Origin of the sequence: Rhodococcus sp. C3V (genome assembly GCF_029269915.1) — a bacterium.
Lineage (GTDB): Bacteria > Actinomycetota > Actinomycetes > Mycobacteriales > Mycobacteriaceae > Rhodococcus_F > Rhodococcus_F qingshengii.
In genome coordinates this window covers 353988-369056 of record NZ_JARJBE010000002.1, presented here as the reverse complement: position 1 = coordinate 369056, position 15069 = coordinate 353988, and the positions used below count along the sequence as shown (strand labels likewise).

Annotated in this window: 14 protein-coding genes; 10 read left to right on the top strand and 4 right to left on the bottom strand. The window is 65.0% G+C overall.

Annotated elements, in window-relative coordinates; genetic code table 11:
• Positions 1 to 1158, top strand: coding sequence for a class I SAM-dependent methyltransferase (locus P3G66_RS06710; RefSeq protein WP_276116330.1), 1158 nt, complete (start codon positions 1 to 3; stop codon positions 1156 to 1158).
• 1 nt (position 1159) lies between these two features.
• Here the strand turns inward: P3G66_RS06710 and P3G66_RS06705 are convergent, their stop codons facing one another.
• Positions 1160 to 2467, bottom strand: coding sequence for a PQQ-binding-like beta-propeller repeat protein (locus tag P3G66_RS06705; RefSeq protein ID WP_054827839.1), 1308 nt, complete (start codon positions 2465 to 2467; stop codon positions 1160 to 1162).
• Positions 2468 to 2604: 137 nt separating this feature from the next.
• Here P3G66_RS06705 and P3G66_RS06700 point away from each other — a divergent pair, with 137 nt between their 5' ends.
• On the top strand, positions 2605 to 3369 hold the full coding sequence (locus P3G66_RS06700; protein WP_003944741.1) for an acyltransferase: 765 nt from the start codon (positions 2605 to 2607) through the stop codon (positions 3367 to 3369).
• Positions 3370 to 3465: 96 nt separating this feature from the next.
• Positions 3466 to 4101: a maleylpyruvate isomerase family mycothiol-dependent enzyme gene (locus tag P3G66_RS06695; RefSeq protein ID WP_042926126.1), complete on the top strand. Its 636-nt coding sequence runs from the start codon at positions 3466 to 3468 to the stop codon at positions 4099 to 4101.
• Between the two features lie 18 nt (positions 4102 to 4119).
• Here the strand turns inward: P3G66_RS06695 and P3G66_RS06690 are convergent, their stop codons facing one another.
• From P3G66_RS06690 to P3G66_RS06680, 3 genes are read right to left on the bottom strand one after another with little or no spacing between them, the layout of a single operon-like run.
• Positions 4120 to 5364, bottom strand: coding sequence for a glycosyltransferase family 4 protein (locus P3G66_RS06690; protein WP_003944732.1), 1245 nt, complete (start codon positions 5362 to 5364; stop codon positions 4120 to 4122).
• On the bottom strand, positions 5361 to 6896 hold the full coding sequence (locus P3G66_RS06685; RefSeq protein WP_275232896.1) for a glycoside hydrolase family 57 protein: 1536 nt from the start codon (positions 6894 to 6896) through the stop codon (positions 5361 to 5363). Before P3G66_RS06685 ends, P3G66_RS06690 begins: the two co-directional genes overlap by 4 nt.
• Before the next feature lie 29 nt (positions 6897 to 6925).
• Entirely contained in the window at positions 6926 to 7705 is a 780-nt protein-coding gene (locus P3G66_RS06680; protein WP_276116329.1) for a class I SAM-dependent methyltransferase, read from the bottom strand.
• Positions 7706 to 7976: 271 nt separating this feature from the next.
• On the opposite strand from P3G66_RS06680, the gene P3G66_RS06675 reads away from it, so the two are divergent.
• The 7 genes from P3G66_RS06675 to P3G66_RS06645 all read left to right on the top strand — a co-directional run bounded on the left by P3G66_RS06675 (position 7977) and on the right by P3G66_RS06645 (position 15066).
• Complete coding sequence (locus P3G66_RS06675; RefSeq protein WP_003944754.1) at positions 7977 to 8777, top strand: electron transfer flavoprotein subunit beta/FixA family protein; 801 nt, start codon at positions 7977 to 7979, stop codon at positions 8775 to 8777.
• A 48-nt stretch (positions 8778 to 8825) separates the two neighbouring features.
• The gene (locus P3G66_RS06670) at positions 8826 to 9782 is read left to right on the top strand and encodes an electron transfer flavoprotein subunit alpha/FixB family protein (protein ID WP_003944698.1); all 957 of its coding nucleotides are present in this window, start codon (positions 8826 to 8828) and stop codon (positions 9780 to 9782) included.
• 135 nt (positions 9783 to 9917) lie between these two features.
• Positions 9918 to 10754, top strand: a complete 837-nt coding sequence (locus tag P3G66_RS06665; protein WP_050655130.1) for a GNAT family N-acyltransferase — start codon at positions 9918 to 9920, stop codon at positions 10752 to 10754.
• The gene (locus P3G66_RS06660; protein WP_003944726.1) at positions 10754 to 11653 is read left to right on the top strand and encodes a lysophospholipid acyltransferase family protein; all 900 of its coding nucleotides are present in this window, start codon (positions 10754 to 10756) and stop codon (positions 11651 to 11653) included. Before P3G66_RS06665 ends, P3G66_RS06660 begins: the two co-directional genes overlap by 1 nt.
• Positions 11654 to 11705: 52 nt before the next feature.
• Positions 11706 to 12935 carry a cysteine desulfurase family protein gene (locus P3G66_RS06655; protein WP_070162223.1) on the top strand — a complete coding sequence of 410 codons (1230 nt, stop codon included), beginning with the start codon at positions 11706 to 11708 and terminating at the stop codon, positions 12933 to 12935.
• A complete protein-coding gene (mnmA, locus tag P3G66_RS06650) occupies positions 12935 to 14047 on the top strand; it encodes a tRNA 2-thiouridine(34) synthase MnmA (RefSeq protein WP_070162225.1) in 1113 nt (370 codons plus the stop codon). The genes P3G66_RS06655 and mnmA overlap by 1 nt, the downstream gene beginning before the upstream one ends.
• Entirely contained in the window at positions 14044 to 15066 is a 1023-nt protein-coding gene (locus P3G66_RS06645; RefSeq protein ID WP_070162227.1) for a methionine synthase, read from the top strand. The genes mnmA and P3G66_RS06645 overlap by 4 nt, the downstream gene beginning before the upstream one ends.
• The last annotated feature ends 3 nt before the right edge of the window (positions 15067 to 15069 follow it).

Below are 15069 nucleotides of genomic sequence, written 5' to 3'. Positions count from 1 at the left end.
TTGGGTTATGACTTCACCCTCGGCGACGTCGACTATCTCGGAAGTGATTCCGGCGTAGCTGCCTTGGCCGAGGTGGATCAGCTCGAACTGTCCACGCGTACGCGTCTGGCCGACATCGGCCGGGCGCGTACGCGTTTCGGTGATCACATGCCTGCGCTCGTGGACACCGTCCTGCTTCGACGAAAGGCCGCTACGAAACTGCCCGGCAGTGATCAGTGGTTGTTCACGGACGACGCGATGCAACAAGCCACTCCCGGCGTTGTCGCGGCCCACCGCGCGCAGCGTCTGATCGGGCGCGACGTCCACGACGTGACGTGCTCCATCGGCGCCGAACTGCATGCCTTGACCGGAGTTGCGCATCGCGTGATCGGCAGCGACATCGATTCCGTTCGCCTGGCGATGGCACAGCGCAATGTGCCGAGCGCAGCGTTGCTGCGGGCCGACGCGCTCCGCCCGACGACACGCGACACCGTCGTACTGGCAGACCCCGCACGGCGATCGGGCGGTCGCCGCACTCACGATCCGGCAGCGTTGATGCCACCGTTGCCGGACCTCATCGAGGCGTACTCCGGCCGTGATCTCGCGGTGAAGTGCGCTCCGGGACTCGATTTCGACAATCTGGGCTGGGACGGGGAAGTCGAGGTCGTCTCACTCGACGGCGGCGTCAAGGAAGCCTGCCTGTGGTCGACGGGACTGGCCGAGTCCGGCGTCACGCGCCGAGCTTCGGTCCTTCGCTCCGACGGGAGCGGATGGGCGATCACCGACGCCGAGGACGACGTGATTCCGGAGCAAGCGCCGGGGGAGTGGATCATCGACCCGGACGGAGCGGTGGTACGCGCGGGCCTCGTGCGCCACTACGCGGCCAGACACGGCCTCTGGCAGCTCGATCCACGCATCGCTTATCTGACCGGTGACAGCGTCCCTGAGGGAGTTCGCGGATTCCGGATCCTCGAGCAGATCAAGTACTCCGAGAAACTGCTCAAACAGACACTGTCCAAGCGGGACTGCGGTGTGGCCGAAATCCTGGTGCGAGGAGTCGACGTGGACCCGGCAGTGCTGCGTCCACGGCTCAAGCTCAAGGGCTCGCGTGCACTGAGCGTCGTGATCGTGCGGATCGGACGATCGGCGTCGGCCTTCATCTGTGAGGCATCCCGCTAGATCACTTGAAGACGAACAGCTCACCGATTGCGCTGGGCGTCAACACTTCGCCCTTGGGTCCGATGGAGGTGCCGACGGTGAAGCCGACTGCTCCCGGCAACGTGTCCTGATCCACCGTCTCACCGGTTTCGGTGTCGAAGGTGATCAGGCTCAGTCCGTTCTCACCCTCGCGGACGACGGTGTATCCGGTGTCGCCGGCGGTCTGCGCCGGAACGCCCAGTTGCAGAAGGTCTTTACGTTCCCAGGCCAGTTCGGCGTGATCTCCCTCGTCGCGCACGGCAAGGAGGTGGCCCTTGTCGCCGCCGGCGGGAATGATCAAACCGTCGTCGGACGTCGAGGCACTACCGGCCGAGTTGAAGCCGATGTCGTAACTCCACCTGGTGTCACCGGTTTCGGCGTTCACTGCCCAGAGAGATCCGTTGTTGTCGGTGGCGTAGACGGTCTTGCCGTCCTTCGACAGGTCCGGGCTCGACGCCGTTCCACCGGGAAGCGCGTCGGTGGACCACTCGCGGGTGATGGACGGATTGTCGCCGCCCGTGTACTTCATGGCGACCAGATCGGCTGCCTGAGAACTGGGTCCGTAGAAGGTGAAGTAGAACTTGCCGGTGCCCAGGTCCACTGCCGGGGTATTGGCCACCGGGCAGCCGGACGTGCCGAGGAAGCACTCGTTCAAACCCTTGTTGTCGGGAATGAGTTCTGCATTCGCGCCCTGGTCGATCGACGGCGGCGGGATCAGGTCGAACGACGGAACCACTTTTGCGCCGGTCTGCGGGTTGAGCACGTTGATCTGACCCAATTGGGTGATGAACAACAGGTTTCCGTCGCCGGTGAACTGTGACGAGAGAGGAGTGCCCACAACGAGCGTGCGCCAACGCAATTGACCAGTCTCGGTGAAGGACATCATCGCGCCGCTCTCGCCGACGTAGACATTGGTGGCCGTGTCGACGATGGGTGTGGACGCGACTACTCCGTCGTTGAGTCGAGCGCACCACTTCTTGCGACCCGTATCCATCTGGAACGAGAAGAGATTGCAGCCGTTCTCGGTGCGGGCGGTGACGAAGCTCTGGCCGTTCGCGGCCACCGAGGCGTACGCGGCAACCGGACCGCCGAGAGGGCGTGACCATGCGAACTCGACATCGCGTGATCCGGTGACCGGGCTCGTGTCGCTGTTGCGGGCGTCGGCATGCATGGCCGGCCAACCCGCCGACGCGTACCGGTCCACCCGTCCGTCGTCGCTGCCGCAACCGGCGATCAGGGCCGCAGCGATCGCCGTCGACACCATCACGGACGACCGTAGGACCCGCCGCATCACAATCTCCCTGCCTTCACTTGATCAAGAGCCCTCGGTAACTGCACAAGCCCGGACCAGAGACTATCCCGACCGGGGCAACGTGACGGGGCACACCCCGAGGGTCGGTGAGTCGGCCCCACGTAGGCTGAACACTCATGACGAGCATGTGGGGCGCACCGTTGCGCACTCGATGGCGGGGATCACGCCGAGGCGACAGCGATCAGGCCAAGTTCTTGACGGTCGATTCCCTCAAATGGGTTCTGGCGAACAAGGCGTACACACCCTGGTATCTGGTGCGGTACTACCGTCTCGCCAAGTTCAAGATGGCCAACCCGCACGTGATCCTGCGCGGCATGGTGTTCCTCGGCAAGAACGTCGAAATCCATTCCACCCCCGACCTGTCCCGCCTCGAGATCGGGCGCTGGGTGCACATCGGTGACGGCAACGCGATCCGCTGCCACGAAGGCTCGCTGCGCATCGGCGACAAGGTCGTCTTCGGCAAGGACAACGTCGTCAACACGTACCTCGACATCGAAATCGGTGCGTCGACGCTCGTAGCCGACTGGTGCTACATCTGCGACTTCGACCACCGCATGGACGACATCAACACACCGATCAAGGACCAGGGCATCGTCAAGGGCCCCGTCCGTATCGGCCCGGACACGTGGGTGGCAGCGAAGGTCACCGTGCTGCGAAATACTCGCGTCGGACGCGGTTGTGTCCTCGGGGCGCACGCCGTCGTCAAAGGCGACATCCCGGACTACAGCATCGCGGTCGGCTCGCCCGCGAAGGCGGTCAAGAACCGCAAGTCCGATTGGGAAGCCGGCGCTGCCGATCGCGCGAAGTACATCGCGGCGCTCGAAGACATCGCGCGCAAGAAGGCCGCCGCAGACGCTGCCGACGCGTCGTCGACGTCGTAGCTCATTTTCCGCAGAACCAGCGATTACTTTCGGCGCTGCCACCGGTCTGTATCGGTATCGGCGCCGAAAGTCTGCGCCGGTGAAAGGAGTGCCGACATGAGCGAACAGACACCCGAATGGGTCGTGGCGCAGCGCCGCGAACTGGTGGGATTTCTCGAAGGCCTGAGCACGGAGCAGTGGAACGCGCCGACCCTGTGCGAGGGGTGGCGGGTCCGCGAAGTGATCGCGCACATCACCATGCCCTACCGATACTCGGCGCCGCGATTTGTCGTGGAAATGGTCAAGTCACGCGGAAACTTCAACAAGATGTCGAACCGGCGAGCGCTCGCCGATGCGTCCGAAGTCGGTGAGCGACAACTGCTTGCCTCGCTTCGCGACAACGTTGCACACCCGTGGAAGCCTCCAGGCGGCGGCTTCGAGGGTGCGCTCTCGCACGACGTGATCCACGGTCAGGACATTCGCGTGGCACTCGGCGACGACTACGTGGTGCCCGAAGACCGGCTCACTCGCGTGCTCAGCGGACTCTCGCCCAAAACCCTGAAGTATTTCGGGACGGACCTCGACGGCGCTCGGCTGCGCGCCGACGACCGAGACTGGACGTACGGTGCCGGCGCCGAGGTTCACGGGGCGGCGCAGGATCTCCTGCTCGTGCTCTGCGGCCGGATGCTGCCACCAGGCCATCTGCTGGGGGATGCGAGTTCTCGTTTCACCGCGCCACTCCCGACCCCCTGAGATCAGCACAAAGCGAGCTCAGCGACCGGGCAGCGGACGCTCGGGGATCTGCGGACGGGCCAACGGCTGTCGCACCCGACGCTTCGCGCCCGCGTAGACGTGAGCAGTCTCCTCGGCGACCTGATGCCAGTCGAAGTCCGATGTCAGGCGTGCGCGGGCGGCCACTGCCCGTTCCTGTGCCCCGGCGGGATCGTCGAGTACCTCGCGGACAGCCGAGGTGAGCCCGGCGATGTCGCCCGGTTGGAAGGACATCCCCGTCACCCCGTCGACGACGGCTTCGCCCAGTCCGCCTGCGGTGGACGTGATCAGCGGAGTGCCGGCCGCCGCCGCTTCGAGGGCGATGATCCCGAACGGCTCGTAGCGCGACGGCAGGACGATGGCGTCCGCTCCGTGCAGCCAGCTGAGCAGTTCCGTGTGATCGAGGTTGCCGAGAAAGTCCACCGCCCGCGCGACGCGATGCGTGCGTGCCTGTTGGTAGAGCCAGGTGAACTGGGTGCCTTCGCCCGCGATCGCGAGGGTCGTGCCGGGGTGGCTACGACGGATTCGGGGGAGTGCTGCGATGGCGTCCTGCACGCCCTTCTCGTATTCCAGGCGGCCGACGAAGAGGAGTTTCGGCGGTCCGGATCGCGGTCCACGTTCGCGAAAGTTCCACGTGGTCACGTCGATTCCGTTGCGGATGACGGTGATCGGCGGCAGCGTCGGGCCGTAGAGCTCGGTCACTTCTTCCTGCATGGACGCCGAACAGGTTATGAGAGAGTCGGATTCGTTTGCCAGCCACCACTCGACGGAGTGGACCTGGCGGTTGATGCGTCCGGAGATCCAGCCGCTGTGGCGACCCGCCTCGGTGGCGTGAAGTGTGGAAACCAGTGGGACATCATAGAATTCGGCCAGGGCGATCGCCGGATGTGCGACCAGCCAGTCGTGCGCGTGCACGACGTCGGGCTGCCAGCCCTCGCCCACTCCTGGCTTGTGCAGCGCCATCCCGGCCCGGACCATCGCGTGACCCATCGCGAGGGTCCACGCGAGCATGTCCTCGCCGAAGACGAAGTGTGCGGGGTCCTCGGCCACTGCGACGACAAGGACGCCCTCGGAAATGTGCGTGATCGTCGGGTGCGTCGACGCATCCGTTCCGGAGGGGCGACGCGAGAGAACAACGACCTCGTGGCCTGCAGCAGCCAACTCGGTGGCGAGATGGTGGACGTGTCGGCCGAGGCCGCCGACAACGACCGGGGGGTACTCCCACGAGACGATGAGAATTTTCACGACGCGCTCCCGTTCACCAGTTCAGTGTCAGGAAGACGGCGTGCATCCAGACCGGGGAACAATCCGTCGGCGCGATTCCAGCCTTTGGCCAACCGCTCGGCGACGGCGTCGCGGCCGGAAACGAGCGCTTCGGAGATTTCCCTGGTCGCGTGGGCGTGCTTGTGTGCGCGTTCGCGGGCGTACCCCGCGGCCGAATCCTTGCTCACCATGAATGCCCAATCGCTCGAAACTGTCATCAGTGTCTCGCGAAGTATCTGATCGTTGACGCGGTTTCGCAGTTCCGGTCGTCCGGGTGCGTTGTCGCGTCCGCGAGACTTGTCCACGGTGCCGAGCGCGGTCTCCACCACTTCGGAGTTCAGTTGCACCAGGTCGGACACCTGATCGCCAGCCCAGACACGCCAGTCCTTACCCGATCCCCAGGACGAATCCTCGAGTTGAACGGGTTCGCCGACGTATCCCGATGCCTTGGCGTCGGCGAGGGTGCCGACGCGAATTCCGGCCTCGGGAAGCGCGCGCAGGAGTTTTTCGAGCCACTGCGGACCTTCGTGCCACCAGTGCCCGAACAGTTCGGTGTCGAAAGCTGCGACCACGAGGGCGTCGCGGCCGATGCGGGTGGATTCACTGCGCAGACGCGCCCGAACGGTTTCGACGAAGTCGGCGACATGCTTGTCGACGGCGGCCGCAGCGAGTTCGGGGTCGTACGGCAACTTGTCGGCGGAGTCGACGGTCCGTCCGGTGACCCGCGACGGCTTGAGACCCGTCTCGTGGTCGTAGGTGTGGAAGTCGCGGTAGGCGGCGTGACCCGGATATCCGGACTTGGGGGACCAGACGCGGTAGCTGACCTGCAGGTCGCGGCCGAATGCGACCACGTCGGATTCTCGAACCGGGCGGCCGAGGGATGTGTCGCCGCGCAAGGCGGGGCCGTCGACCATGAAGTGGGTGACGCCCGCTTCGGCGTACCCGCGCTCCATGCCCGGGGTGTACCCGCACTCGGGTCCCCAGATCCCGGTCGGAGTGTGATTCCACCGGGCATGCGCGTCGGCGAGACCTTCGCGGAGGGAGAACGCCCGCAAGCGAGGATCGAGCAGCGGTTGGAACGGGTGGGCCAGCGGCCCGCCGAGAAGCTCGAAGGCCTCGCGATCGATGAGGTCGCGGAACACCGGTGAGGCGCCGTGCTGCCAGTGAGTCTCGAAATCCGCGAGAGCGGCAGCTGACGCCCGGTGTTCGCGCGCGCCGAGTTCGCGGTGCGCCGCGTCCGGCATGCCGGCAGCCTCGTGGGCGCGGATTTGCCAGTTGCCGAGCCAGTGATGCATCCCGGCGAGGCAGTGGGGATCGTCCAACTGGGCCGCGAGTACGGGCGTGATTCCCAGCGTCAGCAGGTGCGATCGGCCCTCGTCGGCTAGGCGTCGTAGCGCGGCGGCGAGCGGAATGTACGACGCAGCCCAGGACTGGTAGATCCATTCCTCGCCGACTGGCCATCTGCCGTGGTTGGCGAGCCACGGCAGATGGGAGTGCAGAACCAGGGCGAACATCCCCGGTTCGGTGACGGGTGTTGCGTTACTCACTCGCCGGTTTCCTTCACGGCAATAGCGACGAGGTCGAGGCTGTCGTCGATGTCGGGTTCGCTGATGCTGAAGTCGTCGACGGTGATGCCCTCGACGTCGCGGGTGAGATCTTCCGGCCAGGGCTCGCCGGCCAACGCGCGGTCGATCTGCGCATTGATGAACGATCCGCCGTGCTTGGCGTCGAGTTCCTTCAGGCGCGAACCGTGGTGGACGCCGGTCATCAACTGAACGCGGAATCCGGCGTCTTCGAGCAATTCGGTCATTTCGGAGGCGTTGAGCTCACGAGTGTGGAAAGGGTTGAGCGGCGTGTCGCGGCCGGGGGAGAAGGTGATCCGGTTGGGGGTGCTGATGAGAAGTTCACCGCCGGGAGCGAGAACTCGGAAGCATTCGCGTAGGAACTGACCCTGATCCCACAGGTGCTCGATCACCTGGAAATTGACGACGACGTCAACCGTGTTGTCCGCCAGTGGAAGCTCGGCGAGGTTGCCGTGGAGCATCTCGACGCGGGGGTAGCGGGCACGGACGTGCTCGACCGCGGAGATGTCGTAGTCGAGGCCGGTAACGTTCGTTGCGACGTCCGCAATCATGTTGGCGCCGTAGCCTTCTCCGGAACCGGCCTCGAGAACTCGGCGGTCCGTGCAGCGCTCCAGAAGTGCGCGGTACACCACTTCGTGGCGTCGGAACCAGTAGTTCTCCTCGGGGATTCCTGGCACGGTTCGTTCGCCCGTCAAGGGCAGGGGTGCGTCCTCGTGGTTGCTGACACTCGTTTCACTCACCCGTGCGAGATTAGTGCCATCCGAGTAGAACGTGTTCGCCGTGGTCCAGATCACTGCTGTCAATTCCTGTTCGTGCCGTTATGGTGGACGAGGTTCCACGTTAAGTTACCCACCGGTAACTTAACGTGGGGTAATCTAACGCACAGCCGACGTGAACCGAGAAATTCGCCCGTAGGGAGACCTGTCGGACTCTCTTTTCGGACGCTCGGACTGCGCGAGCACCACAGACGATTTATCAGGTGAATTACACACAGGAGGTCGACGAAGACCCATGACGAATATCGTTGTTTTGATCAAGCAGGTCCCCGACACATGGTCCGAGCGCAAGCTGACCGACGGCGACTACACGCTTGACCGTGAAGCCGCCGACGCAGTCCTCGACGAGATCAACGAGCGCTCCGTCGAAGAAGCACTCCTCATCAAGGAAGCTCAGGGCGGTGAGGTAACGGTGCTGTCCGCAGGTCCCGACCGCGCCACCGACGCTATCCGCAAGGCTCTCTCGATGGGCGCCGACAAGGCCGTCCACATCAACGACCCGGCACTGCACGGCTCCGACGCGATCCAGACCGCATGGACGCTCGCTGCTGCTCTCGGACAGATCACCTTCGAGAACGACGAGCCTGCCGACCTGATCATCGCCGGCAACGAGGCCACCGACGGCCGTGTCGGCGCTGTTCCGGCCATCATCGCCGAGTACCTGGGCATCCCGCAGCTCACGCAGCTGCGCAAGGTCGTCGTCGCCGACGGCAAGATCACCGGTGAGCGCGAGACCGACGAGGGCGTCTTCGGCCTCGAGGCTTCGCTGCCCGCGATCGTCTCGGTCACCGAGAAGATCAACGAGCCGCGCTTCCCGTCCTTCAAGGGCATCATGGCCGCGAAGAAGAAGGAAGTTCTCGTCTACACGCTGGCCGACCTCGGAGTCGACCCGGAGACCGTCGGAGTTGCCAACGCCGGCACCACCGTGACGTCCTCCACCCCCAAGCCCCCCCGTACCGCTGGTGAGCGCATCGTCGACGAGGGAGACGGTGGCACCAAGATTGCCGCGTACCTCGTCAGCAACAAGGTCATCTGATCGCGCCCTTCTAGACATCCAGCAGAAGAACTCAGGGAGAGTTAAGTCATGGCAGAAGTACTTGTGCTCGTAGAGCACGCAGAGGGTGCGCTGAAGAAGGTCAGCACCGAACTCATCACCGCTGCACGCGCACTCGGTGAGCCGTCGGCAGTTGTCGCCGGCCCCGCGGGCACCGCAGCAAAGCTCGCCGACGCTCTGGCAGCAGCCGGCGCCGAGAAGATCTACGTCGCCGAGTCCGACGACATCGACGGCTACCTCGTCACCCCCAAGGTCGACGTTCTCGCCGCTCTGGTCGAGTCCACCAGCCCGGCAGCAGTCATCACCGCAGCCGGCACCGAGGGCAAAGAGGTTGCCGGTCGTCTGGCCGCACGTCTGGGCTCCGGATTGCTGACCGACGTCATCGAGATCAAGGCTGACGGCACCGGCGTCCACTCCATCTTCGGTGGCGCGTTCACCGTCGAGGCCAAGGCCAACGGCGACGTTCCCGTCTACTCGGTTCGTCCGGGCGCAGTCGAGGCTGCTCCGCAGGCCGGCGCAGGCGAGCAGATCACCGTCGAGGTTCCGGCCCAGGACGAGAGTGCCGTCAAGGTCACCTCGCGTGAGCCCATCGTCGGCGGCGACCGCCCCGAGCTCACCGAGGCGTCGGTTGTCGTCTCCGGTGGACGTGGTGTCGGCAGCGCGGACAAGTTCTCCGTCGTAGAAGAGCTGGCCGACTCCCTCGGCGCTGCAGTCGGTGCTTCGCGTGCCGCTGTGGACTCGGGTTACTACCCCGGACAGTTCCAGGTCGGTCAGACCGGTAAGACGGTCTCCCCGCAGCTGTACATCGCGCTCGGCATTTCCGGTGCCATCCAGCACCGCGCCGGCATGCAGACGTCCAAGACCATCGTCGCGGTCAACAAGGACGAAGAGGCACCCATCTTCGAGATCGCCGACTTCGGCATCGTGGGCGACCTGTTCAACGTCGCACCGCAGCTCACCGAAGCTGTGAAGTCCCACAAGGGCTGAAAAGCACAAACTGCTGTGCGCCTTTATCAACCCCCCGCGGTTGATAAAGGCGCACAGTGCTTTATTCACCCGGCCTGCATCGGCATGTCACTTCGTCGATACCGAGACGCCGTTCGCGCTCGATAAACCTTGCGCATGACAATTACGTCAGTCCTTCGCTCCGCGAGTGACAATCTCGGCCGTGAGGTCGCCCAGCCGAGATATTCCCTGATCGTCTCCTCCGACCGCGAGCATCGTGTCGCAGCGCAGCGCCTTCGATACCGAGTGTTCGCCTCCGAGCCAGGCTTCTCCCTCCCGGCCTCGGCCGGGGTCTTCGAACTCGACGCCGACGGCTTCGACGAATTCTGTGATCATCTACTCGTTCGTGACAACATCACCGAGGAGTACGTCGGCTGCTACCGAATGCTGCCGCCGGATTCCGCTGCGGCGGCGGGTGGGTATTACACCGCAACCGAATTCGACATCTCCGCGCTCGATCCGGTGTCGAACAGGATCGTCGAAATGGGTCGCGCGTGCGTCGATCCCGCGCACCGCACCGGATCCGTCCTGAGCCTGATGTGGTCGGGCATCCTGCACTATCTCGAATTGACCGGATACGAGTGGGTGATGGGCTGCGTCTCCGTGCCCGTCTTGCCGAGCCCCGATTCAATTGCCGGCGCCGATGTCCGCGGCGTCCGTGACTTCGTGATGAACAAGCACGCCAGTCCGGGGTCGCGGCGGGTGATCCCACGAAACCCGGTGGTCCTCGGGGGTCTGACGCTCGACGAGATCGCCGCACCGGAACGCGTGACGATGCCACCGTTGCTCCGTGGTTACTTGCGGATGGGCGCGATGATCTGCGGGGAACCTGCTCACGATCCCGAGTTCGGTGTGGCCGATTTTGTTGCGCTGCAAGGCCTTCACTCCGCCAACAAGCGCTATCTGGAACGGCTGCGATCGGCGGCCGCCGCACACGAGTCGGGGATCGGCTGATGACCGCGGCGGTGCCGTACTGGGTGCCGACGAGCCCCTGCGGCGACGGGTGCCTACCCGCGGACGCACCCGGTGTGTCGAGTATCACCGTGATGGCCCGCGGGGTCATGGTCGGTGCCGCACTGGTGACTGCGCCTGTGCTTTCGGCCGGCTGGCTGCTCCCGCGGACCTGGCGTACTGAGATGCAACGCGGATACTCGCGCGCGTTGCTTCGTTGTCTGGGGATGAAGCTGACGGTCGACGATCAGCGGTTGGGGCGCGCGGAACCTGACGGGGTCATGGTTGTCGCCGGTCACGTGTCCTGGACCGATGTCCTCGTCGCGAGCGCCGTTGCTCCGGCCAACTTCGTCGCCCGCGCCGACCTGCTCGACTGGGCAGTGCTCGGCGGTCTCGCGCGCCGGATGCGCGTCGTCCCCATCGACCGCGCTCGCCTGCGTGAACTCCCCGGAACCGTCGACGTCGTTCGCGAACGCCTGCAGCGAGGTGTCCGGGTGATGGTGTTCCCCGAGGGAACGACCTGGTGCGGGCGGGCGTACGGCGGTTTTCGTCCGGCGATGTTCCAAGCAGCCGTCGACGCCGAATGCCCGGTTCAGCCGATGGCGATCCGCTACGAGAACGCCGACGGTTCCCTGTGCACCGGACCCTGCTTTGTCGGCACCGAAACGATCGGTCAGTCCATCCGTCGGATCCTGCGTCAGAAGAACGTCGAGGTGAAGGTCAGGCTGGCTCCGCTCGAGGAGGCAGGGGAGTGTCGAGCCGATCTCGCGCAGCGATGCGAGAGAGCCGTACGCGGCGTCGACATCATCGATCTGGCAGCTCACGACATCTTCGACCCCGCACCGGAACTCGTGACACAAGCCGTGGGACAAATCGATCCTTCCCCGGCGATGAGCGCTTAGCCTGCTGAGCGAGGCTGGTCGAACTCTCGTGCTGGGCTATCCTTGTCAAGCCATGACTCTGCCTGCACACAGTGCCCACGCCGGATTTCCGGTGTACCTCGATCATGCCGCCACGACTCCGATGTCGGCAGCCGCTATCGAGGCGATGACCGATACCTTCAAAACCGTGGGCAACGCGTCCTCGCTGCACGGCTCCGGCCGTGCGGCCCGGCGCCGCGTCGAGGAATCGCGGGAATCGATCGCCGCCAGCTTGGGTGCGCGGCCGTCGGAGGTCATCTTCACCTCCGGAGGCACCGAGAGCGACAATCTCGCGGTCAAGGGCATCTACTGGGCTCGCCGTGACGCAGACCCGCGACGCACTCGCATCCTGGCCAGCTCCGTCGAGCATCATGCGGTGCTCGACGCCGTCGAGTGGCTCGAGCAGCACGAGGGCGCGCGCGTGACGTGGTTGCCGGTCGACGAGAACGGTGTCGTCGACCCGCAGACCTTGCGCGACGAGCTTTCCGTCCACGCCGACGAGGTAGCACTCGTGACGGTGATGTGGGCCAACAACGAGGTCGGCTCCATCATGCCGATCGTGGAGTTGGCGGAGATTTCGGCTGAGTTCGAGGTTCCGATGCACAGCGACGCGGTTCAGGCCGTTGCGCAATTGCCGGTCGATTTCGCGGCGAGCAAATTGTCCGCGCTGAGCATCGCGGCGCACAAGTTCGGTGGTCCGCACGGCGTCGGCGCACTGCTGCTCGGACGCCAGGTTCCGTGTGTGCCGCTCCTTCACGGCGGCGGACACGAACGTGATCTGCGTTCGGGCACTCCGGATACTGCGGGCGTTGTCGGGATGGCTGCGGCGCTGCGCGCAAACGTCGAGAACTTCGATTCCAGCACAAGGGAATTGGCGCAGTTGCGTGACCGTTTGATCGACGGAGTCCTGGAGATCCTTCCCGAGTCGGTGCTCAACGGCCCGACCGGTTCCGATCGGCTTCCCGGTAACGCGCACTTCACCTTCCCCGGTTGCGAGGGCGATTCGTTGCTGATGCTGCTCGACGCTGCCGGTATCGAATGTTCCACCGGTTCGGCCTGCACCGCCGGTGTGGCCAGGGCCAGCCACGTCTTGATCGCGATGGGCGTCGAATCGCCCGTCGCGCGTGGCTCACTGAGATTTTCGCTCGGACATACGTCGAGTGTCACCGATGTGGACGCGCTCATCGCTGCGCTTCCACAAGTAGTAGAGCGCGCTCGGGCCGCCGGTCTTGCCGGTGCCGGTTCGCGTGGAGGGGATCGCTGATGCGAGTACTCGCAGCCATGAGCGGAGGTGTCGACTCCGCTGTCGCCGCCGCCCGCGCTGTCGCCGCCGGACACGACGTCGTCGGCGTTCATCTTGCGTTGTCCACGGCGCCGGGCGCATTGCGGACGGGTTCGCGTGGATGCTGCTCGAAGGAAGATGCCGGCGACGCCAGGCGCGCCGCCGACGTTCTCGGAATACCCTTCTACGTCTGGGATTTCGCCGATCGCTTCAAGGAAGACGTGATCGACGACTTCGTGGCGTCGTACGCAGCGGGTGAGACCCCCAATCCGTGCCTGCGCTGCAACGAGAAGATCAAGTTCACCGCACTCGCCGAACGTGCAGTCGCTCTCGGCTTCGACGCCGTGGCGACCGGTCACTACGCGCGCCTCGAAGACGGCGTCCTGCGCCGGGCGGTCGACGCGGACAAGGACCAGTCGTATGTCCTCGGTGTGCTGACGGCTGATCAGCTTTCGCGAGCGATGTTCCCGATCGGTGACACACCGAAAGAACAGATCCGCGAGGAAGCCGCCGAGCGCGGTCTGGCTGTGGCGAACAAGCCTGACAGCCACGACATCTGCTTCATCCCGACCGGCGATACCCGAGCATTCCTGGGTGCGCGCATCGGCGTTCGTCCGGGAAGCGTCGTCGATGCCGATTCGGGTGAGGTCCTCGCTGCACACGACGGCGTACACGGCTTCACGATCGGACAGCGCAAGGGTCTCGGCGTCGAAGGTCCGGCGGGTGACGGCCGTCCGCGGTACGTGACCGCGATCGAGCCCGAAACCGGAACGGTCCGAGTGGGTTCGGCCAAGAATCTCGACGTCTGGGCCATCTCGGCGCAGCGTGCGATCTGGACCTCGGGCCAGGCGCCGGAGGGCCCCGTCGAATGCATGGTGCAGGTTCGTGCGCACGGTGGACTGGCGCAGGCCGTTGCGGAGGCCGTCGACGACGGTACTTCAAGCGGCGGTATCTCGATCTCGTTGCGCGAACCACTGACCGGCGTCGCAAAGGGACAGGCCGTCGTGTTGTATCGCCCCGACCGCGAACTGGGTGACCAGGTCCTCGGCAGTGGCACCATCTCGGGTACCGAATCCGAGCCGAACACACTGTGACGCAGCAGGTTTCCATCGGTGGTCTCGTCACCGGAATCGGATCCTGGCCGGGCACGGATGCCCGCGAAAGTGCCGCAACCATCCTCGGCGAGCTGGGTGGTTTCCCGCATATGGTGGAGTTGCCGAGCCGCGGACTCGGCGCTGACATGGTCGGCCGGGCGGGGGCAATTCTGGTCGATATCAACCTCGACGCCTCGACCCGTGCCTATCGAGTCGTGCCTCGGAGGGGCAATGTCGCGAAGCGAGCCGAGGACTTTCTGAATCAGGATCTCGACGCGCTCGAGGAAGCCTGGGAGTCAGCGCGCTTGGTCGGCGAAGACCACGTCGTCAAGCTCCAAGTCGCCGGCCCGCTGACACTCGGCGCCGAGATCGAAGTCGCAAACGGTTCGCGAGTTCTCGTCGACCGCGGTGCGCTCCGCGACGTCGCAGAATCACTCGGTGAGGGTCTCGCGCGTCATGCGGCCGAGGTCACTCGCCGCACCGGCGCCGCAGTGGTGATTCAGTTGGACGAGCCGCAGATCGCGGCAGTTCTGGCCGGTTCGCTGCCTGGGCGCACCAAGATGGAGAGCGTTCCGGCACTGCCGGAACCCGAGGCACTCGCCGTACTCGACTCGACGATCAGCGGTTGCGGACTGCCCACAATCGTCCACAGTTGCGGCACAGACATGCCGTGGGATCTACTGAGGCGAAGCCAGGCGTTCGGCGTGAGCTTCGACATGTCGCTCATCGGCTCACGCGATCTCGACGGTATCGGCCAGTTGTTCGACGCCGGCAAGGAATTGGCGCTCGGTCTGGTTCCGTCCGTGGAGCCGGAAAAGCCGGTGACGTGGAAAGAGTGTGCGATGCCCGCCGTCACACTGGTAGATCGTCTCGGCTTCTCTCGTGAACTCCTGCAGACCCAGGTCGCGGTCACTCCGCGTTGCGGTCTTTCGGGTGCGAACCTCGACTGGGCTCGTGCCGCCCTTCGGCTGTGTACAGACGTCGGCAAGGCATTGGTGGACGATCCGTCGGCGTTCTAGTGT

What these genes read in the sequence shown, in the direction of transcription:
- P3G66_RS06705 (WP_054827839.1), bottom strand. Translation starts at nt 2,467, where the DNA reads ATGCGGCGGGTCCTACGGTCGTCCGTGATGGTGTCGACGGCGATCGCT.
- P3G66_RS06700 (WP_003944741.1), top strand. Translation starts at nt 2,605, where the DNA reads ATGACGAGCATGTGGGGCGCACCGTTGCGCACTCGATGGCGGGGATCA.
- P3G66_RS06695 (WP_042926126.1), top strand. Translation starts at nt 3,466, where the DNA reads ATGAGCGAACAGACACCCGAATGGGTCGTGGCGCAGCGCCGCGAACTG.
- P3G66_RS06685 (WP_275232896.1), bottom strand. Translation starts at nt 6,896, where the DNA reads ATGTTCGCCCTGGTTCTGCACTCCCATCTGCCGTGGCTCGCCAACCAC.
- P3G66_RS06675 (WP_003944754.1), top strand. Translation starts at nt 7,977, where the DNA reads ATGACGAATATCGTTGTTTTGATCAAGCAGGTCCCCGACACATGGTCC.
- P3G66_RS06670 (WP_003944698.1), top strand. Translation starts at nt 8,826, where the DNA reads ATGGCAGAAGTACTTGTGCTCGTAGAGCACGCAGAGGGTGCGCTGAAG.
- P3G66_RS06665 (WP_050655130.1), top strand. Translation starts at nt 9,918, where the DNA reads ATGACAATTACGTCAGTCCTTCGCTCCGCGAGTGACAATCTCGGCCGT.
- P3G66_RS06660 (WP_003944726.1), top strand. Translation starts at nt 10,754, where the DNA reads ATGACCGCGGCGGTGCCGTACTGGGTGCCGACGAGCCCCTGCGGCGAC.
- P3G66_RS06655 (WP_070162223.1), top strand. Translation starts at nt 11,706, where the DNA reads ATGACTCTGCCTGCACACAGTGCCCACGCCGGATTTCCGGTGTACCTC.
- mnmA (WP_070162225.1), top strand. Translation starts at nt 12,935, where the DNA reads ATGCGAGTACTCGCAGCCATGAGCGGAGGTGTCGACTCCGCTGTCGCC.